General features: G+C 68.9%; 26 protein-coding genes and 1 tRNA gene. 9 read left to right on the top strand and 18 right to left on the bottom strand.

Annotated elements, in window-relative coordinates:
* The first annotated feature begins 5 nt into the window (after positions 1-5).
* On the top strand, positions 6-887 hold the full coding sequence (locus C3K08_RS05130; protein ID WP_104990327.1) for a prephenate dehydratase: 882 nt from the start codon (positions 6-8) through the stop codon (positions 885-887).
* 1 nt (position 888) lies between these two features.
* Here C3K08_RS05130 and C3K08_RS05125 read toward each other — a convergent pair whose 3' ends face one another.
* Both C3K08_RS05125 and C3K08_RS05120 read right to left on the bottom strand, forming a co-directional pair.
* Entirely contained in the window at positions 889-1,194 is a 306-nt protein-coding gene (locus C3K08_RS05125; protein WP_104990326.1) for a hypothetical protein, read from the bottom strand.
* Between the two features lie 77 nt (positions 1,195-1,271).
* Positions 1,272-2,609, bottom strand: coding sequence for a multicopper oxidase family protein (locus C3K08_RS05120; protein WP_104990325.1), 1,338 nt, complete (start codon positions 2,607-2,609; stop codon positions 1,272-1,274).
* Positions 2,610-3,388: 779 nt separating this feature from the next.
* On the opposite strand from C3K08_RS05120, the gene C3K08_RS05115 reads away from it, so the two are divergent.
* The 4 genes from C3K08_RS05115 to C3K08_RS05100 all read left to right on the top strand — a co-directional run bounded on the left by C3K08_RS05115 (position 3,389) and on the right by C3K08_RS05100 (position 8,700).
* Entirely contained in the window at positions 3,389-3,646 is a 258-nt protein-coding gene (locus C3K08_RS05115; RefSeq protein ID WP_158679853.1) for an SDR family NAD(P)-dependent oxidoreductase, read from the top strand.
* On the top strand, positions 3,643-3,960 hold the full coding sequence (locus tag C3K08_RS05110) for a hypothetical protein (RefSeq protein ID WP_158679852.1): 318 nt from the start codon (positions 3,643-3,645) through the stop codon (positions 3,958-3,960). The genes C3K08_RS05115 and C3K08_RS05110 overlap by 4 nt, the downstream gene beginning before the upstream one ends.
* A 310-nt stretch (positions 3,961-4,270) precedes the next feature.
* The gene (gene metH, locus C3K08_RS05105; protein WP_104990322.1) at positions 4,271-7,951 is read left to right on the top strand and encodes a methionine synthase; all 3,681 of its coding nucleotides are present in this window, start codon (positions 4,271-4,273) and stop codon (positions 7,949-7,951) included.
* Positions 7,948-8,700 (top strand): methylenetetrahydrofolate reductase, encoded by a 753-nt coding sequence (locus C3K08_RS05100; RefSeq protein ID WP_104990321.1) that lies wholly within the window; start codon positions 7,948-7,950, stop codon positions 8,698-8,700. The genes metH and C3K08_RS05100 overlap by 4 nt, the downstream gene beginning before the upstream one ends.
* Before the next feature lie 87 nt (positions 8,701-8,787).
* Here C3K08_RS05100 and C3K08_RS05095 read toward each other — a convergent pair whose 3' ends face one another.
* The 11 genes from C3K08_RS05095 to C3K08_RS18245 form a co-directional block, all read right to left on the bottom strand.
* Positions 8,788-10,083: a DUF4139 domain-containing protein gene (locus tag C3K08_RS05095; protein ID WP_104990320.1), complete on the bottom strand. Its 1,296-nt coding sequence runs from the start codon at positions 10,081-10,083 to the stop codon at positions 8,788-8,790.
* A gap of 187 nt (positions 10,084-10,270) precedes the next feature.
* Positions 10,271-11,326, bottom strand: coding sequence for an ABC transporter ATP-binding protein (locus C3K08_RS05090; protein WP_234009172.1), 1,056 nt, complete (start codon positions 11,324-11,326; stop codon positions 10,271-10,273).
* Entirely contained in the window at positions 11,323-12,369 is a 1,047-nt protein-coding gene (locus tag C3K08_RS05085) for an ABC transporter ATP-binding protein (protein ID WP_104990319.1), read from the bottom strand. The genes C3K08_RS05090 and C3K08_RS05085 overlap by 4 nt, the downstream gene beginning before the upstream one ends.
* Before the next feature lie 127 nt (positions 12,370-12,496).
* A complete protein-coding gene (locus C3K08_RS05080) occupies positions 12,497-13,633 on the bottom strand; it encodes an ABC transporter permease (protein ID WP_104990318.1) in 1,137 nt (378 codons plus the stop codon).
* Positions 13,634-13,646: 13 nt separating this feature from the next.
* Positions 13,647-14,627, bottom strand: coding sequence for an ABC transporter permease (locus C3K08_RS05075; RefSeq protein WP_104990317.1), 981 nt, complete (start codon positions 14,625-14,627; stop codon positions 13,647-13,649).
* Between the two features lie 79 nt (positions 14,628-14,706).
* On the bottom strand, positions 14,707-16,467 hold the full coding sequence (locus C3K08_RS05070) for an ABC transporter substrate-binding protein (protein WP_104990316.1): 1,761 nt from the start codon (positions 16,465-16,467) through the stop codon (positions 14,707-14,709).
* Between the two features lie 349 nt (positions 16,468-16,816).
* Positions 16,817-17,041, bottom strand: coding sequence for a preprotein translocase subunit SecG (gene secG / locus C3K08_RS05065; protein WP_104990315.1), 225 nt, complete (start codon positions 17,039-17,041; stop codon positions 16,817-16,819).
* A gap of 58 nt (positions 17,042-17,099) precedes the next feature.
* Positions 17,100-17,182 (bottom strand) — tRNA-Leu (locus C3K08_RS05060).
* Between the two features lie 33 nt (positions 17,183-17,215).
* The gene (gene purD, locus C3K08_RS05055) at positions 17,216-18,469 is read right to left on the bottom strand and encodes a phosphoribosylamine--glycine ligase (RefSeq protein ID WP_104990314.1); all 1,254 of its coding nucleotides are present in this window, start codon (positions 18,467-18,469) and stop codon (positions 17,216-17,218) included.
* Positions 18,469-19,380: an MBL fold metallo-hydrolase gene (locus C3K08_RS05050; RefSeq protein WP_104991926.1), complete on the bottom strand. Its 912-nt coding sequence runs from the start codon at positions 19,378-19,380 to the stop codon at positions 18,469-18,471. The genes purD and C3K08_RS05050 overlap by 1 nt, the downstream gene beginning before the upstream one ends.
* Before the next feature lie 41 nt (positions 19,381-19,421).
* A complete protein-coding gene (locus C3K08_RS18245; RefSeq protein WP_199776998.1) occupies positions 19,422-19,595 on the bottom strand; it encodes a hypothetical protein in 174 nt (57 codons plus the stop codon).
* A gap of 207 nt (positions 19,596-19,802) precedes the next feature.
* Between C3K08_RS18245 and C3K08_RS05045 the strand changes: the two genes are divergently transcribed.
* On the top strand, positions 19,803-20,588 hold the full coding sequence (locus tag C3K08_RS05045) for an ABC transporter substrate-binding protein (RefSeq protein WP_104990313.1): 786 nt from the start codon (positions 19,803-19,805) through the stop codon (positions 20,586-20,588).
* A 58-nt stretch (positions 20,589-20,646) separates the two neighbouring features.
* Here the strand turns inward: C3K08_RS05045 and C3K08_RS05040 are convergent, their stop codons facing one another.
* From C3K08_RS05040 to C3K08_RS05025, 4 genes are read right to left on the bottom strand one after another with little or no spacing between them, the layout of a single operon-like run.
* Positions 20,647-20,985 (bottom strand): RNHCP domain-containing protein, encoded by a 339-nt coding sequence (locus tag C3K08_RS05040; protein ID WP_104990312.1) that lies wholly within the window; start codon positions 20,983-20,985, stop codon positions 20,647-20,649.
* On the bottom strand, positions 20,982-21,419 hold the full coding sequence (locus C3K08_RS05035) for a hypothetical protein (protein WP_234009171.1): 438 nt from the start codon (positions 21,417-21,419) through the stop codon (positions 20,982-20,984). Before C3K08_RS05035 ends, C3K08_RS05040 begins: the two co-directional genes overlap by 4 nt.
* A gap of 45 nt (positions 21,420-21,464) precedes the next feature.
* A complete protein-coding gene (locus tag C3K08_RS05030; protein WP_104990310.1) occupies positions 21,465-22,268 on the bottom strand; it encodes a hypothetical protein in 804 nt (267 codons plus the stop codon).
* Positions 22,265-22,792 carry a gamma carbonic anhydrase family protein gene (locus tag C3K08_RS05025; RefSeq protein ID WP_104990309.1) on the bottom strand — a complete coding sequence of 176 codons (528 nt, stop codon included), beginning with the start codon at positions 22,790-22,792 and terminating at the stop codon, positions 22,265-22,267. The genes C3K08_RS05030 and C3K08_RS05025 overlap by 4 nt, the downstream gene beginning before the upstream one ends.
* Before the next feature lie 217 nt (positions 22,793-23,009).
* Here C3K08_RS05025 and C3K08_RS05020 point away from each other — a divergent pair, with 217 nt between their 5' ends.
* From C3K08_RS05020 to C3K08_RS05010, 3 genes are all read left to right on the top strand, one after another.
* Positions 23,010-23,288 carry a cold-shock protein gene (locus tag C3K08_RS05020; RefSeq protein WP_104990308.1) on the top strand — a complete coding sequence of 93 codons (279 nt, stop codon included), beginning with the start codon at positions 23,010-23,012 and terminating at the stop codon, positions 23,286-23,288.
* Between the two features lie 118 nt (positions 23,289-23,406).
* A complete protein-coding gene (locus tag C3K08_RS05015) occupies positions 23,407-24,561 on the top strand; it encodes a YjgN family protein (RefSeq protein ID WP_104990307.1) in 1,155 nt (384 codons plus the stop codon).
* Entirely contained in the window at positions 24,561-25,649 is a 1,089-nt protein-coding gene (locus tag C3K08_RS05010; RefSeq protein WP_104990306.1) for a M48 family metallopeptidase, read from the top strand. The genes C3K08_RS05015 and C3K08_RS05010 overlap by 1 nt, the downstream gene beginning before the upstream one ends.
* Here the strand turns inward: C3K08_RS05010 and C3K08_RS05005 are convergent.
* A complete protein-coding gene (locus C3K08_RS05005) occupies positions 25,646-26,206 on the bottom strand; it encodes a DUF99 family protein (protein ID WP_104990305.1) in 561 nt (186 codons plus the stop codon). The two genes, C3K08_RS05010 and C3K08_RS05005, sit on opposite strands and share 4 nt — an antisense overlap.
* Positions 26,207-26,214: the final 8 nt, after the last annotated feature.

The following is a 26,214-nucleotide window of genomic DNA, read 5'->3' as shown; positions in this document are numbered from 1 at the left end:
CTTCCATGAACGGGTCAGGAACAGCTCCGGCGGGTACAGGGCCTTCCCCCGTGGTGGCCTTTCAGGGCCATCCGGGAGCGTACGGCGAGATCGCCGCCCTGCACGCGCTGGGGAGCGCCGGGATTCCCCACATGGGTGTGGGCACGCGCGGCTTTCCCACCTTCCACGAGGTCGCGGCGGCGGTGGAGGGCGGCGGGGCCGACTACGGCGTCCTTCCGGTCGAGAACAGCCTGATGGGGGCGATTCACCAGACCACCGACCTGCTCGCCGAGACCGACCTGCACGTCGCGGGCGAGGTCGTCGTGCGCGTCAGCCATTGCCTGATGGCGCTGCCGGGCGTACCCCTGGAGGACATTCGCCGGGTCGTCTCGCAGCAGCCCGCGCTCGACCAGTGCACCGGACTCATCCGCGAGCGCGGCTGGCAACCCGTCGCCGCACACGACACCGCCGGAAGTGCCCGCGACCTCGCCGCGCGGGGGGCGAGGGACGAGGCCGCCATCGCCTCCGCCCGCGCCGCCGAGCTGTACGGCCTGCACATCCTGGCCCGCGAGATCGAGGACGAACCCTTCAACTTCACCCGCTTTCTGCTGCTCTCGCGCCACGAACCCGAGCCGTCCGACGCGCCGCACAAGACCAGCCTCGTCTTCGCGGTGCGCCACACGCCCGGCTTTCTGGTCGAGACCTTGAACGAGTTGCGCGGCCTCAACCTCTCGCGCATCGAGTCGAGGCCGCGCCGGGACCGCGCCTGGAGCTACCTGATCTATGTGGACATCGAGGGCTCGGCCCACGACCCGCAGGTGGCGCAGGCCCTCGCCGGGGTGCTGAGGAAGGCGAGCTACGCGAAGATTATCGGGAGCTATCCGAGGGCGCTGGAGACGGTGGGCTGAGTCACAGCACCTCCACCGCCTGCGCCCGCACCACCAGCGCCTCCTGCTGAAAGTCGCGCCGCAGTTCCTCGCGGTAGCCCTGCCACCACGCCCGGTCGAGGTCGGGCACCATCACCTCGTAGACCACCACGTCGTCGCGCACCGTCTGCCTCCCGTCCCGCCACAGCCCGGCGGCGGGAGCGCGGGTGTAGGCGGTGAGGCCGCCAAAGCGCCCGGTGAGGGTGCCGGAGACGGCCGCGTAACGTTCCTTTTCGAAGGGCTGGCCGTCGTTGCCGTACAGGGGGAGCAGCAGTTGAACGAGGTACATGGATGGGGCCATTGTGACGGCGGGGACCGATCCGGGCCAGCCTCGGCCCCGGCTCGCCGGGCACCTCAGGCCAGGCCCTAGTGGCCCATCTGCCCACCGGAGCTGTTCGGCGCTGCTTCTCCCTCCCTCAGCACCCGGAGCGGCCGCATCATGTCGTTTTCCTCGTGTTCGAGGATGTGGCAGTGCCACACATAGTCGCCGGGCAGGTCGAATTTCAGGCGAACGCGCGTCATCTCGCCGGGATAGACGAGCACGGTGTCCTTCCAGCCACGCTCGTTGGCCTCGGGGGACCGGGGGAGGCCGAAAGCAGGGCGGCCGTCTTCCATCACGAGGTGCCCAGGGTAGCCCCGGTCGGGAGCGTCGGTGCCCGGCACGTAGGCAACCGGGGCACGGTCCACGACCATGAACTGGAGCTGGTGCAGGTGGATGGGATGGACGTCGGCCGTGTTGTTGATGAACACCCATTCCTCGACCTCGTTGATGCGCGGGGTTTCGGTGATGGGATCGTGGAAGGCGCGGGGCAGGGCGGCCCCGGTCCCGAGGTCGAGCGTGCCCAGCAGGGCGCGGCGGGGAGTGCCCGTCACCGGGTCGAGGTCCTCGTTGAGGGTGAGGTGGCGGGTCACGCGGACCTGGTCGGCCGTCAGGTCAGGGGCCGGGGCGAGGCCCAGGGTCGGCACGGTCACGCGGTCGGGCTGCGAGACGCGGCGGCCCACCCGCACCCGCATCAGCTCGGGCAGCGGGGGCGTGCCCCCACGGCGGTCGGCCAGCCCGGTGTAGGGCGTCTCCGCCTCGTTGGTGAGCCTGAGCAGCTTACCCGCCGCCCCGCTGAAGTCCACGATCACGTCCGCGCGTTCGCCGGGCGCGAGCAGCAGGTGGTCGAGAGCCACCGGCGCAGGCAGCAGGCCGCCGTCCGACCCGATCTGCTGGAACTGGAGGGCACCGGGAGCGCCCTGAAGCCGCAGGTCGTAGAACCGGGCGTTGGAGCCGTTGAGCAGCCGGAAGCGGTAGCGGCGCGGCTCGACCGTCATCTGCGGGAAGGCCTTGCCGTTGATCACCGCCGTGTCCCCGAAGAACTCGGGCACCCACCGGGCCGGGTAGATGAGGCCGCCGTCCTTGCCGAAGGCCTTGTCCTGCAACACCAGCGGCACGTCGTACTCGTCGGCCCAGGGCAGGTTCCATGCGGCCTCCGACGGGTCGCGCAGCAGGTAGAGGCCCGCCAGACCGGCATACACGTTGGTCCGCGTCAGGCCCATCGCGTGGTCGTGGTACCACAGGGTCGCGCCGCGCTGGTCATTGCGGTAGGTGAAGGACCGTTCCGTCCCGCTGGGAAAACTCTGGCCCGGCAGGCCGTCCGATTCGGCGTCGGTGTGGCCGCCGTGCAGATGCGGAACCGCGTGGCCCAGAGGGTCCACCATCGGCGGCCCCGGCTGGCTGGTGACATCGAGCGGGAAAGGCAGTTGAGTGGTGGGCAGCTTGTTGCGTACGAGGATCGTCGTGGGGTGTTCCCGGTGACGCGCAGGGTGGGACCCAGATACCCGGGGGGGTGCCGACCCAGCGCGGGGACGACGCGGCTGCCGCCCGTGGGACCCAGATACCCGGGGGGCTGCCCCGGCACCCCGTACCCCCAGACGGTGGTGCGCCGCCCACCCGGCAGGCCGAAGTCGTGCTGCCCTTGCTGCATGGTCAGCACCGTGCCGGTGGACGGCAGGAACAGATCGGCTGGACGCGGCAGCGGGTTGATGCCCTGGGGAATGCTCAGCGCAGAGAATACGGCGCTGCCGGGATGCGGACCTGACTCTGGGGCGAGGCCCCCCACGGCGGGCCGGGGCGAATCACTGGCGCAAGCGGTGAGCAGCAGCAGGCCCGCCGTCAGGACCGGCAGAGCGCGGTGACGGTACTGTTCGGTTGGCATAGAGGCCTCCTCAGCAGAGGAAGCCGGGGACGGGCACGCTCAGCCCTGGCGGGGGCGAGGGGAAAAAAGGCCGCAGCTGATCGAGCGACGAACCCAGGCGTGCCACACCTGCGGCCCTGAACCGACGGGGAGTTGCCGGAACACGAGTATGTTGAATTTTTCATATTACGGTGGCGTTACTGGGCGATGGCAACACGGTCCACTGGGCGGATGCAGGGCTTCGGCGAGCGGCATGGCCGACCTTGTGCTCGCCCTGCACCCCGCCTGTGCCAGCATCGGCCCATGTCTGTGGCCCGCCTGCTGCTCTCCCCACCCGCCTGCCGTGACCCGGAGGCGCTGCGGGCGGCGGTGGCGGGCCGCCCAGTCCTCGTGACGGGCGCGTCGTCGGGCATCGGGGCGGCGACGGCCCGGCGGCTGGGGGCGGCGGGGGCCGAGGTGCTGCTGCTCGCGCGGCGGGCGGGGCGGCTGGAGGAGGTCGCGGCGGGCATCCGCGCGGGGGAGGTTGGGCGCACGTCTACCCCGCCGACCCCGAGGCAGTGAAAGCCGTCGCCGCGCGACCAGGGACCGAGCATCCGGACCTGTGGGCGGTGGTGAGTAACGCGGGGAAATCGGTTCGGCCTCCGGTGCTGGAGGGCGCCGCGCGGGACGATCTCGGACGGCTGCTCGCGGTCAATTTCAGCGGTCCGGCGGCGCTGCTGCTGGCGCTGCTGCCGGGACTGGTGCGGCGTGGTCGAGGCCCAGATCGCCGCGCTGCCCGGCGTGCGCGAGTGCGCGGTCTGCGCCCGCTGGCCTTCACCCGCTTGACCGAACTGCCGCGCACCCCCAGCGGCAAGGTGCAGCGGTGGCACTTGTGAGCACCGAATGGGCTGGACTGCCCCGCACCTGTCCATCTCGCCCCAATTTGTCCCCCAGCCCCCACGCTATCCTCCCGAGGTCGTGCCCGCTCGGCACGGTCATCCAGAGCGCCCGAGGGCTTTTCCCGCCCCCTGACGGCGCGGCAACCGGCCCCCATCACGGCCACGGTGCCCCACGGGAAAGCTTCTGCTCAGGCGCCAACGATGGCGCGGCGGAAGCAGGGTGGCCCCAGCGTTGGCGCTGTTTAGACGGATTCGAGAGTTCCAGGGCGGCTGCCGGAAGGCCAGCCCGCCCCACCGAGGTGAGGGGATGGCAGACACACAGGACATTCGCGCCCACGCGCGAGAACGGATTCTGGTGCTCGACGGGGCCTGGGGCACCATGCTCCAGCGGGCAGGGCTGACCGAGGGGGACTTCCGCTGGGACGGCGCCGACCCCCTGCGGATGTACCGGGGCAACTTCGACCTGCTGCAACTCACCCGGCCCGACGTGATCCGGGACGTTCACCGCGCGTATTTCGAGGCAGGCGCGGATATCGCCTCCACGAACACCTTCAATTCGACGGTGATTTCCCAGGTGGACTACGGCACCGAGCACCTCGTGGGCAAGATGAACGAGGCGGGTGCCCGGCTGGCCCGCGAGGTCGCCGACGAGTTCACGGCCCGCGACGGTCGCCCGCGCTGGGTCGCCGGGTCGGTCGGCCCCACGAACCGCACAGCCACCCTCTCCCCCGACGTGGAGCGGCCCGAGTTCCGCAACGTCACCTTCGACGATCTGGTCGCCGCGTACACCGAACAGGTCGAGGGACTGATCGCGGGCGGGGCCGACCTCCTCCTGATCGAAACCGTCTTTGACACGTTGAATGCGAAGGCGGCCCTCTTCGCGTGTGAGGAGGTATTCGCTCGCGCCGGGAAGCCCCTCCCCATCATGCTGTCAGGGACGATCACGGACGCTTCAGGGCGGACGTTGAGCGGGCAGACGCCGGAAGCCTTCGCGGTGAGTACCGAGCACGCCAACCTGTTCAGCCTGGGCCTGAACTGTGCGTTGGGGGCGGACCTGCTGCGGCCCCACCTGCGAGCGATCGCGGCGAACACGGAGGCGCTCGTTTCCGTCCACCCCAACGCAGGCCTGCCCAACGCCTTCGGGGAGTACGACGAGACGCCGGGGCACACGGCCTCCGTCCTGCGCTCCTTCGCCGAGGAAGGGCTGGTCAACATCGTGGGCGGCTGCTGCGGAACGACGCCGGAGCACATCCGCGCGATCAAGGAGGCCGTCGCGGGTCTTCCCCCCCGAACCGCCCCCAAGCTCCCGCCCTACCTGCGATTGAGTGGTCTAGAAGCCTTCACCGTCACCCCTGAAACGAACTTCGTGAACGTCGGCGAGCGGACGAACGTCACCGGCAGCCCCAAGTTCGCCAAGGCGATTCTCGCGGGCGACTATGACGCGGGCCTCAAGATCGCGCGGCAGCAGGTGCAAAACGGCGCCCAGCTCGTGGACGTGAACTTCGACGAGGGGATGCTCGACGGCGAGGCCGCGATGGTGAAGTTCGTCAACCTCCTCGCGGGGGAGCCGGACATCGCGCGGGTGCCGCTGATGCTCGATTCCTCGCGCTGGGAGGTGCTGGAGGCGGGCCTGAAGCGCGTGCAGGGCAAGGCGGCCGTGAACTCGATCTCCCTCAAGGACGGGGAGGTGACATTTCTGGAGCGGGCGCGGCTCCTCCGACGCTACGGGGCCGCCGCCGTCGTCATGGCCTTCGACGAGGAGGGGCAGGCGGACACCCTGGAGCGGCGTATTGCGATTACTTCCCGTGCATACCGGCTGCTGACCCAGGAGGCTGGATTTCCTCCCCAAGACATCATCTTCGACCCCAACGTGCTCACCGTGGCGACGGGGCTGGAGGAACACGACCGCTACGCGCTGGACTTCATCGAGGCGACGCGCTGGATCAAGCAGAACCTGCCGGGGGCGCTGGTGTCGGGCGGCATCTCCAACGTGTCCTTCTCCTTCCGGGGCAACAACCACGTCCGCGAGGCGATGCACGCCGTCTTCCTGTACCACGCGATTGGCGCGGGCCTGGACATGGGCATCGTGAACGCGGGGATGCTCGCCGTGTATGACGACATCGAGCCGGAGCTGCGCGAGGCGGTGGAGGACGTGATTCTGGCGAGGAGACCGGACGCGACCGAGAGGCTGATCGGGCTTGCCGAGAGCTACAAGGACGTGAAGCGCGAGGCGAGTGCCCAGAGCGCATGGCGTGAGCTTCCGGTCGCCGAGCGGCTGAAGCACGCCCTCGTCCAGGGCATCACCGACCATGTGACCGAGGACGCGGAGGAGGCTTACCGTCTGCTCGGGTCCCCCCTCGCTGTGATCGAGGGGCCGCTGATGGACGGCATGAACGTGGTGGGCGACCTCTTCGGGGCCGGGAAGATGTTCCTGCCGCAGGTCGTCAAATCCGCCCGCGTCATGAAACGCGCCGTCGCCCACCTCACCCCCTACCTGGAGGCGGAGCAAGTGGGGAGCAGCGGCAAGGGCAAGGTTCTCCTCGCCACCGTGAAGGGCGACGTGCACGACATCGGCAAGAACATCGTGGGCGTGGTGCTCGCCTGCAACGGGTACCAGGTGACCGACCTCGGCGTGATGGTGCCCACCGAGAAGATTCTGGATACGGCACGGGAGATGGGGGCAGACGTGATCGGGCTGAGCGGCCTGATCACCCCCAGCCTCGACGAGATGGTGAACGTGGCCCGCGAAATGACGCGGCGGGGCCTGACGACACCACTGCTGATCGGCGGCGCCACGACCAGCCGCGCCCACACGGCGGTCAAGATTGACCCGGCCTACGACGGCACGGTGGTCCACGTCCTCGACGCCAGCCGCGCGGTCGGCGTGGTGGGCGACCTGCTGAGCGACCCGGAGGCCGTGCAGGAGCGCACCCGCGCCGAGTACGAGGCGTTGCGCGAACGGCACGGCGAGCGGCAGGTGCGGCTCATTCCTCTGAATGAAGCCCGCGAGCGTGCCCCCCGCCTCTCCCCCGCCGCCGTCCCCGCGCCGCGTGTCCTCGGGCGAACGGTCATTGAGCAACCTGTCGCGGAACTTCTCGACTACATCGACTGGACGCCCTTTTTCATCGCCTGGGAGATGAAGGGCATCTACCCGAACATCCTCACTGATCCCCTTCGCGGCGCGGAGGCACGGGGGCTGTTCGACGACGCTCAGGCGCTCCTGCGGCGGGTTGCAGAAGAGAACCTGATGACCGCGCGAGGGGTGATCGGCCTCTGGCCCGCCCACCGTCAGGGGGACGACATCGTGGTGGAGGCGCTGGATACCGGCCCCGTGCGCCTCCACACCCTGCGCCAGCAGCGCGATCAGGCAACGCCGAACACGGCTCTGGCCGACTTCGTGGGGCTGCGGAACGATCACATCGGCGCCTTCGCCGTCGCCATTCACGGGGCCGAGGAACTCGCCCGCGACTACGAGCGGCAGCACGACGATTACATGAGCATCCTGACCAAAGCCGTCGCAGACCGGCTGGCCGAAGCGTTCGCCGAGAAGCTCCACCGCGACGTGCGGACGCGCTACTGGGGCTACGCGTCCGGGGAGACGCTGAGCAACGACGACCTCATCCGCGAACGCTACGTCGGCATTCGCCCCGCCCCTGGCTACCCTGCCCAGCCCGACCACACCGAGAAGCGCACCATTTTGAGTCTGCTGAACGCGGAGGAACTCGGCCTCTCGCTCACCGATTCCTGCGCGATGACGCCCGCCGCCGCCGTCTCTGGCCTGTACTTGGCCCACCCGGACGCCCGCTATTTCGCGGTGGGCCGGATTGGGCGCGATCAGGTGGAAGAGTACGCGGGGCGCAAGGGGTGGAGCCTGGAGGAAGCGGAGCGGTGGCTGGGGCCGGTCCTGGGATATGACCCGGCGAAGCTCCCCAGACCGCTCGCACGCCCCACACCCCACGCTCCACACCCTGCCGGGAGCGCTCCGTGACCACCACCTCCACCCGCGTCTCGGTCGAACTCGTTCCCCGCTCGCGCAGCGGCCTGCGGGCCGAGCTGGAGGCGGTCGCGCGGCATCTGCCGGGCGTGGATACCGTCAACGTGGTGGACCTGACCCGCTACTCGACCCGTTCCTGGCAGGGGTGCGCCCTGGCCCGGCCCCACTACCGCGCCATTCCGCATATCCGTGCGGTGGACCTCGACCCGGACGGACCGCTGGCGATGGCGGACGCGCTCGCCGCCCAGGGTATCGACGAGGTGCTGATCGTCACCGGGGACGCCCCCGCCGACATGAGCGCCCGCGTGTACGACGTGGACGCGGTGCGGGCGATTCGGCGTTTCCGGCGCGAGCTGCCGCACGTGCGGGTCTACGCGGGCCTCGACCCCTACCGCCAGAGCTTCGCCCGCGAGCGCGACTATCTGGAGCGCAAGCTGGAGGCGGGCGCCTGCGGTTTTTTCACCCAGCCCTTCTTCGATCTGCGCCTGCTGGCCGCCTACGCCGACCTGATCCCCGGGGAAGCCGAGGTCTGGTGGGGCGCGACGAGCGTGCTGACCCCGACCTCGCTGAACTACTGGCGGGCACGCAACCACGCGGTCTTTCCCCGGACCTTCGAGCCGACGCTGGAGTGGAACCGCACCTTTGCCGCTGGCCTGCTCGCCTTCGCGCGGGATCGGGGCCAGCACGCCTACTTCATGCCCGTCAAGGCGGACGCGCGGGCGTATCTGGAAGGGATCGTGTAGCGGCCAGCTTTCAGTACCCAGCAAGAAAGGGCCTCTGCTTAAGCGGAGGCCCTTGTGCTGGCGACTGGCTGACTGGCCGACTGGCCGCTAGCTGTTGTCCACCACCACCGTGAAGCTGCGCGTCACCTTGCCCCCGGCGGGCACGTCCACCCGCAGTTCGGCGCGGGCCTGGTTCTGGCGGGCAGGGGCCGAGTCGATCACGATGCGGCGGCCCCCCACGATCTCGGTGACCTCGGCCCGCACGGCGCGGTCCTTGCTGCTCTCGAAGGTGTAGGTGACCCGGTAGGTCGTCTTGACCGGGTTGCCCTGCGCGTTCCGCTCGCTGCTGACCGTCTGCACCGCCCGCGTATACCGCACGTCGGGGTCGTTGCCGAGGCTGAACTCGATCTGGGCGCCCTGCGCCGTCTCGGGGATGCTGGTCTGGCCCACCAGGCGGCCTTCCTCGCGCACGGTGATCAAACCGCCGGGCAGCCGCTCGTCGGCCTTGAGGCGGTAGAAGCGGCTCAGCGTCCCCGACGTGTTCTGCGGGGTGAAGTAGGTGTTCAGGCCCGCGTAGCGCTCGAATCCCGTGAGCTTGGGCGTCAGGAAGGGCAGCGTCACCACACTGTTGGCGGGCAGGGTAAAGGGCGCGGAGAGCGCGTAGCGGTACAGGCCGCGCAGCTCGCCCTGAGAGTTGATGGTGGGGGCGGCAGTGGCCACTGTGTCGGCCGCCTCGGCCCGGCTGTAAAGCGCACCGGGCATGGGCACCGGCTGTCCCCGCACTTCCACGTCCCCGGCGTACAGCTCGGTCGCCTTCACGTCGTAAGCGAGGTCGGTGCCGTTGCGGATGTCTGCCAGCGCCGAGAGCTGGGCGCCCTGATTGCCCGCCCGCAGGGTGTAACGCGGCGCCCAGGTCACCCCGCGCGTCAGGTACGCCAGCGTCCCCGCCCCCGCCTGCGGCAGCGTGAAGGTCAGCGTCTGGATGGGCGACAGGGGATTCACGGGCGGCGCCACGTCGAAGCTGAGGTCCTCGTAGCGGGCGGTCAGGTAGCGCCCCTGCGCGTCGCGCACCAGCAGGTCCCGCGCCCGGATCAGCGTGACAGGCTGCGTCGCCTCGCCCTCCCGCTTGAGAAACACCGTCTTCCCCTCCAGCGAGGCCAGCCAGTTGGGCTCCTGCCGCTGCACCGCCGAGGTGAAGGGCAGGCCGTCGAGGTCCAGCGTGCCTGGAATCAGCCCGGCCCAGGCCGCCTCGGGCAGCGTGACGGTGAGGGTGGTCCCGGTGGCCCGCACCGGCTCGCGCACCTCCGTGAAGCTGGGGTAGATGCGGAGGTCTGCTGCCGAGCCTGTGCCCAGCAAGGTCGCGCCCAGGGCTGCCGTGAGTGCCGCTGTCAGGAGCTGTCTCATGAGGGCAGCTTGCCGGGTAGGGGCTGATGAAGTGTGAGAGAGATAGGGTTTCAGCCGCCGAATGTCACGAGCAACCCGGAAAGTCCAAGCCTCCAGCGGGAGCCGACACCCATCACGGCAAGAGCACCGGGCTGTCCCGGTGCTCCTCGTCGCTTCTCGCTCCGCTCGGCCCCACCTGGGGCGGCGATTACAGGATGTCGTCCCGGATGCACGCCTTGAAGTGCTGGGGTCCCACCTCGCGCAGCTCAGGCACGATCTTGGCGCAGTCGTCGATCGCGTAGCGGCATCTCGTGCGGAACACGCAGCCGCTGGGCGGGTTGATCGGGCTGGGAATGTCGCCTTCCAGAATGATGCGCTGGCGCTTGACGGTGGGGTCAGGCACGGGCGCGGCCGAGAGCAGCGCTTCGGTGTAGGGGTGCTTGGGGTTGTTGTTCAGCTCGCGGCTGGGCGCGATCTCCATCACGCGGCCCAGGTACATCACGATGATGCGGTCGCAGATGTACTCCACGACGGCGAGGTCGTGAGCGATGAACAGCACCGTCAGGCCCAATTCTTCCTGAAGGTCTTGCAGGAGGTTGACCACCTGCGCCTGGATGGACACGTCGAGCGCCGACACCGGCTCGTCCGCCACGATGAAGCTGGGGTTCACCGCCAGCGCCCGCGCGATCCCGATGCGCTGGCGCTGCCCGCCCGAGAACTCGTGGGGGTAGCGGCGCATATGCTCGGGGCGCAGGCCCACCTTGGCGAGCAGGTCCGCGATGCGGTCGATGCGGTCCTTGCCAGGATGCAGGTTATGAATCTGCATCGCCTCTCCGATGATGTCGGCCACCGTCATGCGCGGGTTGAGGGAAGCGAAGGGGTCCTGAAAGATGATCTGCATCTCCCGGCGGTAGTCGCGCATCTGGCCCTTGGAGAGCTTGGTGATGTCGGTCCCGTTGAAGATGACCTGCCCGCCCGTCGGCTCAATCAGGCGCAGAATGGCGCGTCCGGCGGTCGTCTTGCCCGACCCCGACTCGCCCACCAGCCCGACCACCTCGCCCCGCCCCAGCTTGAAGGACACGTCGTTGACGGCCTTGACGTTGCCCACCACACGCGAGAGCAGGCCGCCGCGAATGGGGAAGTACTTCTGGAGGTTGTTGACCTCCAGCAGCGTCTCGGCGGTCTGGGGCGCCGCGAGCGTGGCGGGCGTCTGGGCCGCCACGGACACGTCGCCGGGGTCGGCGGTAATCACCGTGCGGGTCATGCGTTCACCTCATGCTGGGCCTGCTCGAACTCCTGCCAGCGGATGCAGCGGGCCACGTGGCCGCCGCCCGTGTCGAATAGCGGGGGCACGGCCTCGCTGCACGCTTCGATGGCGAACTTGCAGCGCGGCTCGAAGGGGCAGCCGGGCGGCAGGTTGAGGGGATTGGGCACGTTGCCCGGAATGGCCTCCAGCCGCTGCTTGGGCTGGCCCGGCACATGCGCGGCGTCCCCGGCCCGCGGAATCGAGTTCAGCAGCCCCATGGTGTAGGGGTGGCGCGGCGCCTTGAAAATCTCCACCACGTCACCCTCTTCCACCACGCGCCCGCCATACATCACCACGACACGGTCGGCCATCTCGGCGACCACCCCGAGGTTGTGGGTGATGAACAGGATGCTCATGCCGATCTCCTGCTGCAGCTTGCGCATCAGGTCCAGAATCTGCGCTTGAATGGTCACGTCAAGCGCGGTGGTCGGCTCGTCGGCGATCAACAGGGCCGGGTTGCACGACAGCGCCATGGCGATCATCACGCGCTGACGCATCCCGCCCGACATCTGGTGGGGGTACTCGTTCACGCGCTTCTCGGGCGCGGGGATACCCACCAGCCGCAGCATCTCGGTCGCCACCGCCAGGGCCTCGCGCTTGGTCTTGCCCTGGTGCAGCATGACCGCCTCGCCGATCTGGTCCCCGATGGTGTACACCGGGTTGAGGCTGGTCATCGGCTCCTGAAAGATCATCGAGATGTCGTTGCCGCGAATGCGGCGCATCTCGGCTTCCGGCAGATTCACGATGTTCTTCTGCACCCCGTCCTTGCCGGTGAACAGGATCTCGCCGTCGACGATCTGGCCGGGGGGCATCGGAATCAGGCGCATGATCGAGAGGCTGGTCACGCTCTTGCCCGAGCCCGACTCCCCCACCACCGCGAGCGTCTCGCCCTTCTTGATGTGGAAGGTCACCCCGTCCACACTCTTCACCACACCGTCGTCGGTGTTGAAGTACGTCTTCAGGCCATTGACGGCCAGCAGAACCTCACCCTGATGGGTCATTTTTCCTCCATCTCCTGCGCCACGTTGCGGAACACGCCCGTCATCATACAGGGATCACGGGGGGATAAGTTGCGCCGCCCCACGCACGCGGGGCGGCGCCGTCACAAGTCTTACGAAGCCGGGGCGCTCACGACCGCTTGCGCGGGTCGAAGGCGTCACGCAGGCCGTCACCCAGCAGCTGGAAGGCCATCACCGTGAACACGATGAAGAAGCCGGGAATCAGCGTCCAAGGCCGCTGGGTGAAGCTGGAAAAGCCGCCTTCCTGCGCCTGTGCGAGCAGGCTACCCCACGACACGTATGGTTCGACGGCCCCGATGCCCAGGAAGCTCAGGCCCGACTCGGTCAGGATCGCGCCCGGAATCCCCAGGCTGAGGCCCACGATCACGTAGGTGGTCATGGTGGGCAGCATGTGCCGCCACATGATGCGGCCATTGCCCGCGCCCAGCGCCTGCGCCGCCGACACGAAATCCAGCTCGCGCACACTCATCAGTTGGCCGCGCGTGACGCGGGCCAGACCACCCCAACTGATAAAGGCCAGCAGGCCCAGAATCATGTACAGCGCGAAAATCGGGTTGATGTCCTGCGGAAACACCGAGCGCAGCAGGATCAGCAGGAAGAGGTACGGAATGCTCGCCAGCACCTCGACCAGACGCATGATCAGGGTATCGACGATGCCACCGAAGAACGCCGCCATCGCACCCATCAGCAGACCGATGATCGTGGAAATCAGCACCGCGCCCACACCGATGGTCAGCGAGATTTGCGAGGCGTACATGATGCGGGTAAAGAGGTCACGGCCCAGGGCCTCGCCGCCGAACAGGTACACGTTGCAGTCCGGATTCTCCTGCCCGGTGCCAAACAGGTGGATGTTCCCCGGAATCAGCCCCAGCAGCCGGTACTCGTCGCCGCGCACGCCGAAGTAAATCGGGCAGCGCGTGTCCGTCGGACGGTACTCGTTGACAAAGGTGTCCAGATTAAGTTCCTGCCCGTACTGATAGACGAAGGGCCGGGTGAAGGCCCCCGTTTCCGGATCGCGGAACTGGATCGGCGTGGGCGGGTGGAAGCGGGTGATGTTGGTGGTCGAGTAGGTCGACAGACCATCAGGCGCCAGGAAGGGCGCAAAAATCGCCATCAGATACAGCAGGATTAAGAACGTTCCGCCGATCTGGGCGAGGCGATTTTTCCGGAACTGTGCCCAGGCGACCGAGAACTGGGATTGCCCCTTGGCGCGGGGAGCTTTGGTGGTGGGAGAAGTCGTGGTCATGTCAGAAGACTCCTCAGGCTACCTTCACGCGCGGGTCGACCACGGCGAGGAGCAGGTCGCTGATCGCGTTACCAATGACCAGCAGGATGGTCGTAATCACCGTGAATCCGGCGATCAGGTACAGGTCCTGGGTGTTGATGGCGGTCAGCAGCATGGGAGTGACTCCAGGGTAGGCGAACACCACTTCCATGAACCCGGCGCCACTGATGGCGGCGGGGAGCAGCCCGCCAATCCCCGCCACGATGGGCAGAATGCCGTTACGGAAGGTGTGCTTCCAGATCACGCTGCGCTCGCCCACGCCCTTGGCCCGCGCCGTGCGCACGTAATCCGAGCGCATCACTTCCAGCATCTGACCCCGGATCACGCGGGTCAGCCCCGCCGCGTCCGAGACCGCCAGCACCACCGCCGGGATAATCAGGTGCTTGGCGATGTCCCAGACGCGGCCCAGGGTCGAGAGCTGTTCGTAATTGTTGCTGGTCATGCCACCGATGGGAATATCCAGGCCGGTGGAGTCACGCGCCAGCAGGATGAAATAGATGACGATCAGGGCGAGGAAGAAGCTGGGGAAGCCCAGCAGGAAGTACAGCACCACGTTGATGGACTTGTCGCCCAGCGAGTTTTGACGCACGGCCCCATACACCCCGACGGGGATGGCAATCGCGTAGAAAAGCAGCGTGCTCAGCAGCACCAGCCACAGCGAGTTCTTGATGCGCGGCCAGACCACATCCAGCACAGGCTGCTGGTACTGAAAAGACAGCCCAAAATCGCCCCGGAACATGTTGCCCATCCAGCGGAAGTACTGCTCCCACACAGGACGGTCAAGGCCGAAGTTGCGCGAGAGAATCTCAAGCTGCTCGGGACTGATGTTGGGGTTGAGGCGGGCCGGGGTCAGAAAGTCACCGGGCGCGAGTTGAATCACGAAAAAGATCAGTACGCTGGCGAGCAGCAGCGTCGGAATGGACTGGACCACCCGCCGCAGGAGAAATGGAATCATGGAGCACTCCTGAGAGTTCACGCGAGTGGGGGGCAGCCCGCGTGTGCGAGCCACCCCCCGTGTACGTGCGGGCGGGAGGTTACTTGATGAAGGTCAGCGCGAGGTCGCGGCTGCCGTAGTAGGCGTCCATCAGGTTGCGGGGGTACTCGCCGCCGAGACGCTCGTTGAAGGTCACGTGGTAGTTACCACCGACCAGATAGATCACGGGCTGCAGCTCGCCCTCGGCCTTCATGATCTGCCCACCGATGGCGCGGCGCTTGGCGTCGTCCAGCGTCGCGTCGCCTTGGTAGTACAGCTTGGTCATCAGGGTTTCCTGCGAGGTCAGGCAGGTGCCCTTGGAGTTGTTGTTGTAGCTGTGCAGGTTGCCGCCGCAGGGCGTCACGTTGGACCCGAAGGACCACACGTTGCTGCCGCCCGACAGACCCAGCAGGATCGCGTCGAAGGGCCGGTTCTCGCCCTTGGAGGTGAGCTGGTTGACGAGGTTGTTGAAGTCGATGGGGGTGAAGTTGACCTTCACGCCGACCTTCTTGGCCTCGTCGGCGAAGATGCGGCCCAGCTGCTCGCGGACGGTGTTGCCCGCGTTGGTGGAGAGGTTGAACTCCAGCACCTTGCCGCTGTTGTCGACCAGGTAGCCCTGGGCGTTCTTCTTGGTGAAGCCCATCTGACGCAGCAGGCTGCTGGCCGCCTGCAGGTTGTAGGGGTACTTGGGAGCGTTGGCGCCCGCCGCGATCTGCTGACGGAAGATGGGGTAGACGCTGAAGTACGTCTCGGTGCCCAGGCCACCCAGCGCGAGGTCGACCATCGCCTTGCGGTTGGCGATGTGGCTCATGGCGCGGCGGAAGCGCACGTCACGGAAGAGCTTCTGCTTGAAGGGATCGCCCGCCTTGTTCCAGTTGAAGGTGATCCACTGGCTCGTCGCCTGGGGGCTGACGTTGGGGATCAGCGTGGCCTTCAGGCGGCCAGCGTCCATCGCCCGCTTGATCTGCGCGAGATCGTCAGCATTGCGAACGTTCACGGCGTCGATCTGCCCAGCCAGGTAGGCCGCGAGCGCCGCATTGGCATCCCCCACGATGCGGTAGGAGGCGCTGGCCAGGTAGGGCAGCGCGTTACCACGGCTGTCCTTGTTCCACTCGCCCCAGCGCTCGTTGCGCTCCAGCACTGCACGCTCACCGGCGCGGTAGCTGCCCAGGGTCCACATACCAGGGGACACGATCTGGTTGGGGTTGGTGCCCAGCGTCCACATCTTCTTGATCGCCTCGGCGCCGCCTTCACGGTAGGCCTTGCCGAACACGTGATCAGGCCAGGGGGTAAAGCTCATGCGCTCGTAGGCACCGGAGCTGACCTGGGGGAAGTCGAACTGCACAGTGTAGTTGTCGATCTTCTTGATGGTGATGGGCTTGCCCGCCAGACGGAAAGAGTCGTAGCTGTTGCTGCCGACCTTGTCGTCCATGTGGATGCGCATCGTGGTCACGAAGTCGTCGGCCGTGATGGGCTGGCCGTCGCTGAACTTCATGCCCTGACGGATCTTCACGACGAAGCGCTTGCCGTTGTTGCTGACGGTCGGCTTGGCATCCGCCATGTAGGGGATGAACTCGTCATTCCGGGGGTCCTGGGCAAACAGACCGGTCCCCGACGCGATCAGCGTGGGAATGGAGTCCGCTTCCGCGCTGGTGAACGGGTTGAAGGTCTTGTAGTCCGACAGGGAGTAGTAACGGTACTCGCCACCGCGCTTGTTGGCGGTGTTCTGCTCGGCCGTCCAGGCGGCGGGCCAGACGAAGGGAGCAGCAGAGGCGGCGGAACCGACGGTCATGGCGAGCGCGACAAACAGGGCTTTCTTCATGCGGTGCCTCCTGAAGGGAGCTACTTCTGGAAATCTGGTACGTGAACACCATCTGGCGGTGCATCAGATGAGCCGTTCGACCTAAGCCATTTGAGGGATTCCAGCGCGGTCACTCTAGCGACAAGGTTTGCTCAAGGTCAAGCCCCAGGCGTACAACGATGAATGTCCAATCACAGGCTATTCACAGCAGGGTCAGCGATTGTCGCAGAGTGAACTTTTCGTCTGGGAGGCCCAATTCGGCACTGCGACGAGGAGGACCACCTTTCGGCGCTGTTCGCACCTTGCCCACAAGTTGAATAGAAAGAGCCGCCTATGCACTCAGGCGGCTCATCTTCAGGGGAAATGCGGGTCAGCGAGAGACGACGTTGATGAGGAGGGCGAGCAGCATGAAGAGGCCGCCCAGGACACTTGTCACCCGGATGAGGCCCCCCTCGACGCCGCGCCCACCCAGCAGTGAGCCGCCCGACGCCATGCTGGCCGAAAGCCCCGCCTGCTTGGGGACCTGAAGGAGAACAAAAAAGACCAGCCCCACACAGACCAGGGCAAACAGGATGATGAAGAGGGTCAGGATCATGGGGGACCTCGGGGAGAGCGGCTACCGGAGCCGCCCGGAGCAGTGCTGCCGATCAAAGTGGTGCCGATGAGGGGACTCGAACCCCTACGGTTGCCCGCTCGATTTTGAGTCGAGTGCGTCTACCAATTCCGCCACATCGGCTTGAAGCCCGGGATGGATGGGCCAGCCGGGATGCTAGCGCGTGACGGAGGCGGGGCGCAATCCCAGCCGGAAGCCCAGGTCGCGCCGAAGCTGGCCGCCTGGAAAGTCCACCCGGTCCGCAAGGCCGTAGGCATGCTCCAGAGCCGCCTCCAGCGTCGGGGCGGTGGCGGTCACCGCCAGCACGCGTCCGCCTGCGCTGACCAGCCTGCCGCCGCGCAGGGCCGTGCCCGCGTGGTAGATCACCTCGCCGGGGCCAGGGTCGGGCAGCTCCAGGGGAATGTCCCGTCGAGGGTCAGTCGGGTAGCCGGCGGCCGCCAGAATCACGACGGCACTGGCTCCGTCGCGGAAATGCACCTGACCGGGGTCCAGCCGTCCCTGCGCCGCCTCCAGCGCGTGCCGGGCGAGGTCGGAGGCGAGCAGGGGCAGCACCGCCTCGGCCTCGGGGTCGCCGAAACGGGCGTTGAACTCGACCACGCGCGGCCCCTCCGGCGTGAGCATCAGCCCGGCGTACAGCACCCCGCAAAAGGGCAGGCCCTCGGCCCGCAGGCCCGCCAGGGTCCGTTCCACGATCTCGCGGCGGATGAAGTCAAGGTCTCCCTCCCCCAATGGAAAGGGGCAGACCACGCCCATGCCGCCCGTCATCGGGCCACGGTCCCCCTCGCCGATGGTCTTGTGGTCCTGGCTGGGGGGCGTCAGGGCATAGCGTTCGCCGTCGGTGAGGGCCAGGATGCTGACCTCCTGCCCGGTCATAAACTCCTCGAGCACCGCCTGTGCGCCAGGCTGGGAGAAGATGTCCCGCAGGGCTGCCTCCGCCTCCGCCCAGGTGTGGGCAACGGTGACTCCCTTGCCCGCCCGCAGGCCCGCGTCCTTCACGACGAGGGGAAGCGGCTGGGCCTGCGCGTGGGTCAGGGCTGCTTCCAGTTCGGCAAAGGAGTGGTGGGCAGCGGTCGGGATGCCGTGACGGACCATGAAGGCCTTGCTCCAGGCCTTGTCGCTCTCCAGCCGGGCGGCGGCCCGCGTGGGGCCGAAGGCGGGAACGCCGCGTGCCTGGCAAGCGTCCACGAGTCCGGCGCTGAGGTAGGCTTCCGGCCCCACGATCACCACATCCACCGCCTCCCGGACGGCGAGGTCGGCCAACGTCTCCGGGTCCTGCGGGCTGGCGATCACCCGCGCCTGGGCAGCAATGCCAGGGTTGCCGGGCGTACACAGCACCTCGTGGCCGTACCGAGTGCAGGCGTCCACGAGGGCGTGCTCACGCCCCCCGCTGCCCACGACGAGAACGCGCATCAGCCCGCCTCGCCCCGAGTGCGTTCGCCTCCGCCCCGCACGGCGGCCCGGCCCCAGTAGCGGGCGAGGCCCTGCACGCTCATCCAGGGAGGGCAGGCGAAGCCGAAGCGTTCAGACAGGCCGGGCGCCTCCGCCTCCAGGTCTGCGAAGAGGTGTTCGGTGAAGCGTTCGGTGATCTCCTCCAGCGTCTGCCCGCCTCCCAGCCCCTCCCCCACCACGGCGGCGTCGCGCTCCAGGGTGCCCAGCAGGCCGTCCCAGTGGGCCGCCGCCTGCGGGAAGGTGCCGAAGTGCGCCAGCGCCACGGTGCGGGCGTCGCGGGCGCGGAGAAGGTTCACGCTGCGCTGCCACGCCGGGAGGTCGATGTCGGGCGGCGGAGTGGGGGCGCGGGGCGTCTGGCGGATGTCCAACCGAATCCCCCCCACATCCCCCACGAACAGGTCGTCTCCGAGGTGGTAGGCGAGGTGGTGGACCGCGTGGCCGGGGGTAGACAGGGCCTCGCCCTCCAGGCGGCCCAAGCGCAGGGCCTCGCCGCCGGAGAGGACGGTCAGACGGTCGGGGTCGATCGGCTTCATCTCCCCCCACAGCCGCTCCATCTGGTCGCCGTAGATCTGGGCGGCACTCGTCAGCAGGCGCGAGGGCCGCGAGAGGTGGGCCGCGCCGCGCTCGTGGACATAGGCGCGGGCGCGGGGCAGCCGCTCCAGCAGCGTGCCCGCCGCGCCCGCGTGGTCGAGGTGGATGTGGGTCAGCAGGATGTGGCGCACGTCGGAGAGAGAGGCGCCGCGCTCCGAGAGTCCGGCCTCCAGCGCCCCCAGGGTGCTCCCCGGCCCCACGTCCACGAGGGCCAGGCCGTCCCCGGTGTCGAGGGCGTAGGAGGCGATCACGCCGGGCTGGTCCTGAAAGTGCAGGTCCATGACCCAGGCGTCGGGGGTGGCCAGTCCCGTCGTGGGAGCGCTCACGCCTGCCCCATCAGGCGGGCAGCGGCCAGCACCGCCGCCGCGAGGTACTGCACGGCAGCGAAGGTCCGCACGGTCCGCACGTTGGCCGCCGTTCGCAGCGGGCCATAGGAGAGCGCCAGGATCAGCGACGCGCTGAGCACGATAAAAGCCACCACCAGCCACAGAACCATGCGGCGAGTGTAATACGGCCGGCCTGCACCCCCCGCCTCTCCCCGCGCCGTCAGGATTTTGACAGGGTCAGCCCTTTACCTTGCCTTCACGCGACCCCCAGGGGCCACGAGGTCCGGGCTGCCGGGCACGTGCCTTCCCTTCCACTCCCCTTCCAAGCCCTCCACGGGCCGCCCCTCTTACGGCGGTCCTTCTGAAAGGACGTGCCTATGTTTCCCACCCGACGGTTTCTCGTGTCCACCCTCGCCCTCGCGGCCGCGGCGGGCCTGACCAGCCTGAACGCGGCCGAGGCCCGCTCCCTCGCGCAGATCAAGCAAAGCGGCGTGCTGCGGGTCGCCACGCCCGGCGACCTGCCCCCCTTCACCATGGCCGCCGGAGACAAGTACAGCGGCTACGAGGTCGAACTGCTGCAGGCGGTCGCCGGGGCGATGGGCCTGAAGGTCGAGATGCAGAAGGTCGCCGCCGACCAGCTCATCAAGGCCCTGCAAGACGACCGCGCCGACGTGGCCGTGGGTGCCCTGGGCGTGACGAGCACCCGCGAGAACAAGGTGGACTTCACGGTGCCCACCGCCTGCGCGGGCGTGTCGGTGGCGTCGCTCGACCCCGCCCTGCAAAAGCACACCGACCTCGCGGGCAAGACCATCGGCGTGGGGACCGGATCGCTGATGCACTCCTACGTGCAAAAGCTTCCCTTCGAGAAGCAGGTCAAGGTCTACAAGTCCAACGGTGACCTGATGTTCGCGGTGATTTCCAGGGCGGTCGACGCCACCTTCGCCTATACGGTGATGGAACCCGCCGCCAAGCGCAACTTTCCCAAGATCAAGATCCACTTCGGGCCGGAACTGTGGAGCGTGCCCCTGGGCTTCATGGTCCGCGAGGACAACGACCAGGCCCGCCTCGCCCTGAATTCGGCCATCCAGGCCTACTTCTCCACCAACAGCTACGCCTTCTTGTCATCCAAGCACTTCGGCAAGGACGTGCGCTGCAAGGGCTGAGCGCCACAGGGGGAAGGGAGCCGGGGCGCGTCACGCCCGGCCCCTTTCTTTTTGGCCCCTACTCCCGCACCCGTCGGCTGAGCGCCACCAGGGCGTCCCAGGAGTCCGGCTGCCCCGAATCGTCGAGGGCGGCCTTGTTGCGGCCCTGGTAGCCGCACTTGCGGCAACGGTGCAGGATGACCCAACCCTTCTTGCCGCTCTGGTCCACGCCCACGGGGTCCATCACGCCGTGGCAGTCGCTGGCGCGGTCACCGGGCAGGATATCCACGTGTAGGGAATGCAGGCACTCGGGGCAGTGGTTGCGAACCGATCCATTGCCCAGGGGCTGCACCTGTGCGCCGCAGTGGGCGCAGGCGAAGGCGTTGTTCGTGCCCTGCACGGTGAAGCGGCGGCTCATGCCTGCCCCCCCGAACGCCGCCCCCGCGCCGCCCAGCGCGAGTCCAGGTAGGCGCGGATGCCCGGCACCGACACCAGGCACAGCCCCAGCACCATGAACCCCAGCCCCGCCGCGCTGATGACCCAGCCCTGCCAGTTGCTGACGCCTGCCAGCATCCCCACGATGAAGACCAGCAGCCCCGAAAAGACGCTGAAGCCCACCGTCAGCCGCCACGCCCACACGCTGCCGCGCCACACCTGCCAGAGCAGCACGGCGGTGGCGACCGCGTAGGCCACGTTGCGGAACAGGTGGTCCGTCTCGCCCTGCACCAGCCGCCCCAGGAAGGGCGTGGTCGCCAGCATGAACAGGCCCGCGAGCACCGCCAGCGTGGCCGTGCGGCCCGCGGCGAGCGCCGGGTCAGAGGGGGGGGAAGGGGACCGGGAGGGCAGGGTCACGCCCCGTATTCCAGCACAGGCGGAGCGCGGTGACCGGGCCGAACGTCACTCGCCGCGCACCAGCCCCTCGGCCACGAACTCGCGCAGCAGGGGTTCGAGGTCGTGCAGGGCGAGGTCGCCGCGCAGGGCGTGTTCGGCGGGGGTCAGCCCCTCGCGCAGCGCCCGCAGGAAGCCCAGACCCAGCGGCCCATGCCCCAGCCGGAAGGTGCGGTGCACGTCGGTGATGGGGTGCAGGGCGTCGCGGCCCCGCAGGGTCAGGGTGTAGGGATGGTGCGCCCACCCCGCCAGGCTGCGCGGCAGCATCAGCGTCTGGGGCCGCAGCGGGGCGGGAAAGGCCCCCTCGTAGGGCAGCGTGACAGGTAGGGTGGCCACCGCCGCCCCCCCCGCGTAGAAGGTCGCCCCCGACGCGCAGACGTGCAGCCCGGTGAAATCGCCCGTCACGTCCACCTTCCAGGCCCGGCTGCCCACCCCGCTCAGGGCGTGGGCCAGGGGCGGGGTAAGGGGATGGGCGCTCAGCACGGCCCCCTGCTCGTAGAGGCCCAGCAGGTCGCCCAGCGCCTGTTCGCCCGTCCCACTGACCGAGGCCGCCGTCACCGCCCGGCCCTCGTACAGCAGCACGACGGCGTGCTGGTCACCGAGTTGCGCGTGCAGGTAACCGTACCAGCTCTGGTCGTGGAAGTGGCGCAGCAGCCCGTGCAGGTCACAGAAAGGAACGCTCAGCCCGGTGTGGGTGGGCGGCGAGTGCGGCAGGAAGCGGGCCAGGAAGGGAGCGACCCCCGGAAACATCGGCGCGAGTTCCGGCACGACCTCCTCGGGACCTTCGCGGGGGACCTCGCCGGGGGCGGTCACCGCTGGCCTCCGGTGGGGTCGGGGAGGCGACGGACCTCCCGGCGGTAACGGGCGGCCTGCTCCACGTACCGGGCAGCATTGTCGGGCGGCTCGACCGCACGGACCACGCGGGCGGGCACGCCCACGGCGAGCATCCCATCCGGCACACTTTGCCCCTCACGCAGCAAGGCTCCGGCCGCCAGCACAGCTCCGCGCCCCAGCCGCGAACCGCTGAGCATCACCGCGCCCATGCCGACCAGACTTCCGGCCTCGCACACGGCCCCGTGAACGACCGCCCGGTGGCCGACCGTCACGTCTTCTTCCAGGGTGCAGGGGTGGCCCTCGTCGGTGTGCAGCACGGCGCCGTCCTGCACGTTGCAGCGCGGCCCGATCACGATGGGTTCGATGTCGCCCCGCGCGACCACCCCGAACCACACGCTGGCCTCCTCGCCTACCGACACCGCGCCCGTGAGGTCAGCGCTGGGCGCCACAAAGGCGCTGGGGTGAAGGTCGGGCACGAGGTCGGCGAGGGCGTAGAGCGGCATGGGGCCTCCGGGGCGGGGAGCGGGAACAAGAGGAGAAGGCGGGAAACGTCTGAACCGAGTATAGGGGCCGGGGGAAGCGGGGAACGGCGCACCTCCGGCGCTCACCGGGGCCGGGCCGTGCGATAATCGGCCCGTCTTCCCCGTTTACCCTGCACCACCGGCAGCCGCCCAGAGGGCCGCTCGCCCGGGTGACGTTGGTGAAGATGCAAGGAGTGCTATGGCGCAAGGTCGTGTGAAGTGGTTTAACGTGGAAAAGGGCTACGGCTTTATCGAGCATCCGGGCAACCCCGACGTGTTCGTGCACTACAGCGCCATCCAGAGCGGCGGCTTCCGCAAGCTCAACGAGGGCGACGAGGTCGAGTTCGAGGTCGAGGCCGGGCAGGGCAACAAGGGTCCCCAGGCCAAGAACGTCGTGGTGACCAACGCCGCGCCCGCCCCCATGGGCGGTCAGGGCGGCTACGGCGGCGGCAACCGGGGCGGCGGGAGCCGCTGGTAACCCGGAACGTCCCGGTTTCGGGGGGCGGGCGCCGCGTGCGTCCGCTCCCGTTTCGCTGCCGGGAAGCCGCGCACGACTTGCCGCCCTCCCCGGCCGCGCCGCCCCGTACCATGCGGACATGACCGACGTGCCGCCTTCCGTGCCGCTGGGCCGCCACGCCGCCCGGCCCGGCAGCCTCCCCCCGGCGGAGACGGCGGACGTGCCGGTGTCCGTGACCAGCCACGCCTTTTCCTTTACCGGGCAGGCGGGTGAATACTTCCGGCTCTGGATCGTGAACACGGCCCTGACCATCGTGACCCTGGGGCTGTACCTTCCCTGGGCGCGGGTGCGGCAGCGGCAGTATTTCTACGGGCACACCTGGCTGGACGGGGCAAATTTCGAATACACCGCTAGGCCCCTCGCCCTGCTGCGGGGGTACCTGATCGTGGGCGCCTTTTTTCTGACCTACACGCTGGCGAGCCAGTTTCAGTTCACCGGCTGGGAGTACGTGGCGGGGACCATCGCGGTGCTGTTTTTCGCGCTGTACCCCTGGCTGGTGATGAAGTCGCTGCGCTTTCTGGCCGTCAGCACCACCCACCGGGGCCTGAAGTTCCGGCACCACGGCCGGGCGGGCGGGGCCTACGCGGCCTACGGGCTGGGCAACCTGGCCGCGCTGCTGTCGGGGGGACTGGCGCTGCCCTTCGCGTGGTTCCTGCAACGGCGTTACCAGGTGGACGGGGCGGCCTACGGCACCGCGCGGGCACGGTTCCGGGGCGACGTGGGCGAGTTCTACCTGATCGGGCTGACCGGGCTGGCCCTCACCCTGGGAGGCGGACTGCTGCTGGCGGTGCCCCTCCTGGGGGTGCTGTTCGGGACGGGCGTGCTGGACGTGCCCCAGACCGAGGAGGACTTTCTGGGGCCTGCTTTTCTCGCCGCGTTGGCGGGGGGCTACCTGCTGGTGCTGGCCCTCTACGGAGTGGCCTGGCAGTACGTGCGGGCGGCCACCCTGCGGCTGGTGCTGAACCGGGTGGAGGTCGGCGGCGTGGTCCGCACCGGGGCCACCTTCAGCCCGTGGCGGCTGGTGTGGATCGGGGTGTCGAATGCGGTCGTGCAGGTCCTGACGCTGGGGCTGGCAACCCCCTGGGCGGCGGTGCGGCGGGCGCGGTACGTGCTCGCGGGGATGCAGGTGCGGGCGCTGGTGCCGCTGGAGTCCTTCACGGCGGACGTGACCCCCGGCGAGGACGCGCTGGGCGAGGCCGCCACCGAACTTCTCGACATCGACCTGGGGTTCTGATGACGCCTCCCGACCTCGGGCTGGACGGCCGCGCCTTCGACGGACGCAGCAGCCGCCCCCACCCCGCGACGCTGGAAGTCCGGGGCGAGGGCCTGACACTTCGGCTGGAGGATGGCCCGGAGACGCCGTGGCTCCCCGCGCAGGTGCAGATCGAGCCGCCCGTGCCGGGACTGCCGCGCGTGCTGAAGTTCCCGGACGGCTCGCGCTTCGAGACGCGCGACGACGCGGCCGTCACGGCGCTGGAGGCTCGGCTGGGCCGCAACCGGGGGCTGGGCGGGGTGCGGCGGCTGGAGTCGCGCTGGGCGACGGCACTGGGAGCGCTCGCCGTGACGCTCGCCCTCGTCGCGGCCTTCGTGGTGTTCGGCATTCCCGCCCTGGCCCGCACGGCAGCATCGGCCACCCCCCGCCCGGTGCTGGCGACCTTCGACCGGGAAACCATCGAGTTTCTCGACGGCGACTACCTCGGCCCCACGCGGCTGAGCCGGGCGCGGCAGGCGGAACTCCAGGCGGCCTTCCGGCGGGTCACGCGGGCGGCGGGCGGGGGCTACGGCTACCGCCTGCTGCTGCGCGACGGATCACCGGAAGACAGTCCCCTCGCGCTGGGAGCGAACGCCTTCGCCCTACCGAACGGCACCGTCGTGATGACCGATCAACTCGTGGCCCTCGCCAGGAGCGACCGCGAACTCGTGGGGGTCCTGGCCCACGAGGCGGGGCACGTCACCGGGCGGCACGGGCTGGCGGCGGTGTACCAGGGGCTAGGGCTGACGCTCCTGACCGTGGCCGTCACGGGCGACGTGGTCAGCGCGGGCACCTTCGCCGCCGCCGTGCCCGCTGCCCTGCTGCGCGGCGGCTACTCCCGCGCCGCCGAAACCGAAGCGGACCGGGTTGCCGGGGCCTACCTGATGGACACCTACGGCACCACCAAGCCCCTGCGCGACATCCTCGCCCGGTTGGAGACAGGCCGCCGGAATACCGACGAGTCGGATGTGCAGGCCGGGGAAGGCGGTCTGGGCGACCTGCTGGAGACGCATCCAGGGACGGCGGGGCGGATCGAGCACCTGCGGGAGATCGAGGCGGAGGGGCGCTAAACCCGCCCACCCCGGCTGCTGCCCCGCGTCACGCCCCCGGCGATCAGGTGCGCGGCCCGCAGGGGTTCGGGAATGCGGCCCGTGAGGGTCAAGGCACCGAGGGCCGCTTCCGCTTCCGGCAAGCTTAGGCCCACCCGCTGCACCCACACCCCCCGGCAGGGTTCCATCGGCCCCAGCGCCTCAATCAGTCGCCATTTCCGCGTCCCGCCGGGCACCCGCGTCAGCAAAGCCGCCCGGATACGCTCCAGGTTCGGAGACCGCCGCGCCACGACGAGGACAGGCAATCCAGTCAACCGACTCAACATGGGTACGTCCACCACGTTGAATCCCGCGAGGGCGACCCCTTGCAGCAGGATCAGGTGCAGGTGCTCGCGGGCACCGCTCTCCCCCACCAGCCGGGCGAGTTCGGCGGTACTGTTTCGCCCGTCGCGCCGGACCCGGCCACGGACAACCCCATGCAGGGTGTGCCGCGCATAGACGGTGCCGAATACCGCCACATCGCCCCGGTGCTCTCGGGCGAAGGGAGCGTCGTCGAAGCCGATGGCGTGGGAGAACACCTGGCCCG

The sequence above is a fragment of the Deinococcus sp. NW-56 genome (assembly GCF_002953415.1).
Taxonomy (GTDB): domain Bacteria; phylum Deinococcota; class Deinococci; order Deinococcales; family Deinococcaceae; genus Deinococcus.
This window is presented reverse-complemented; position numbering and strand designations above follow the sequence as displayed.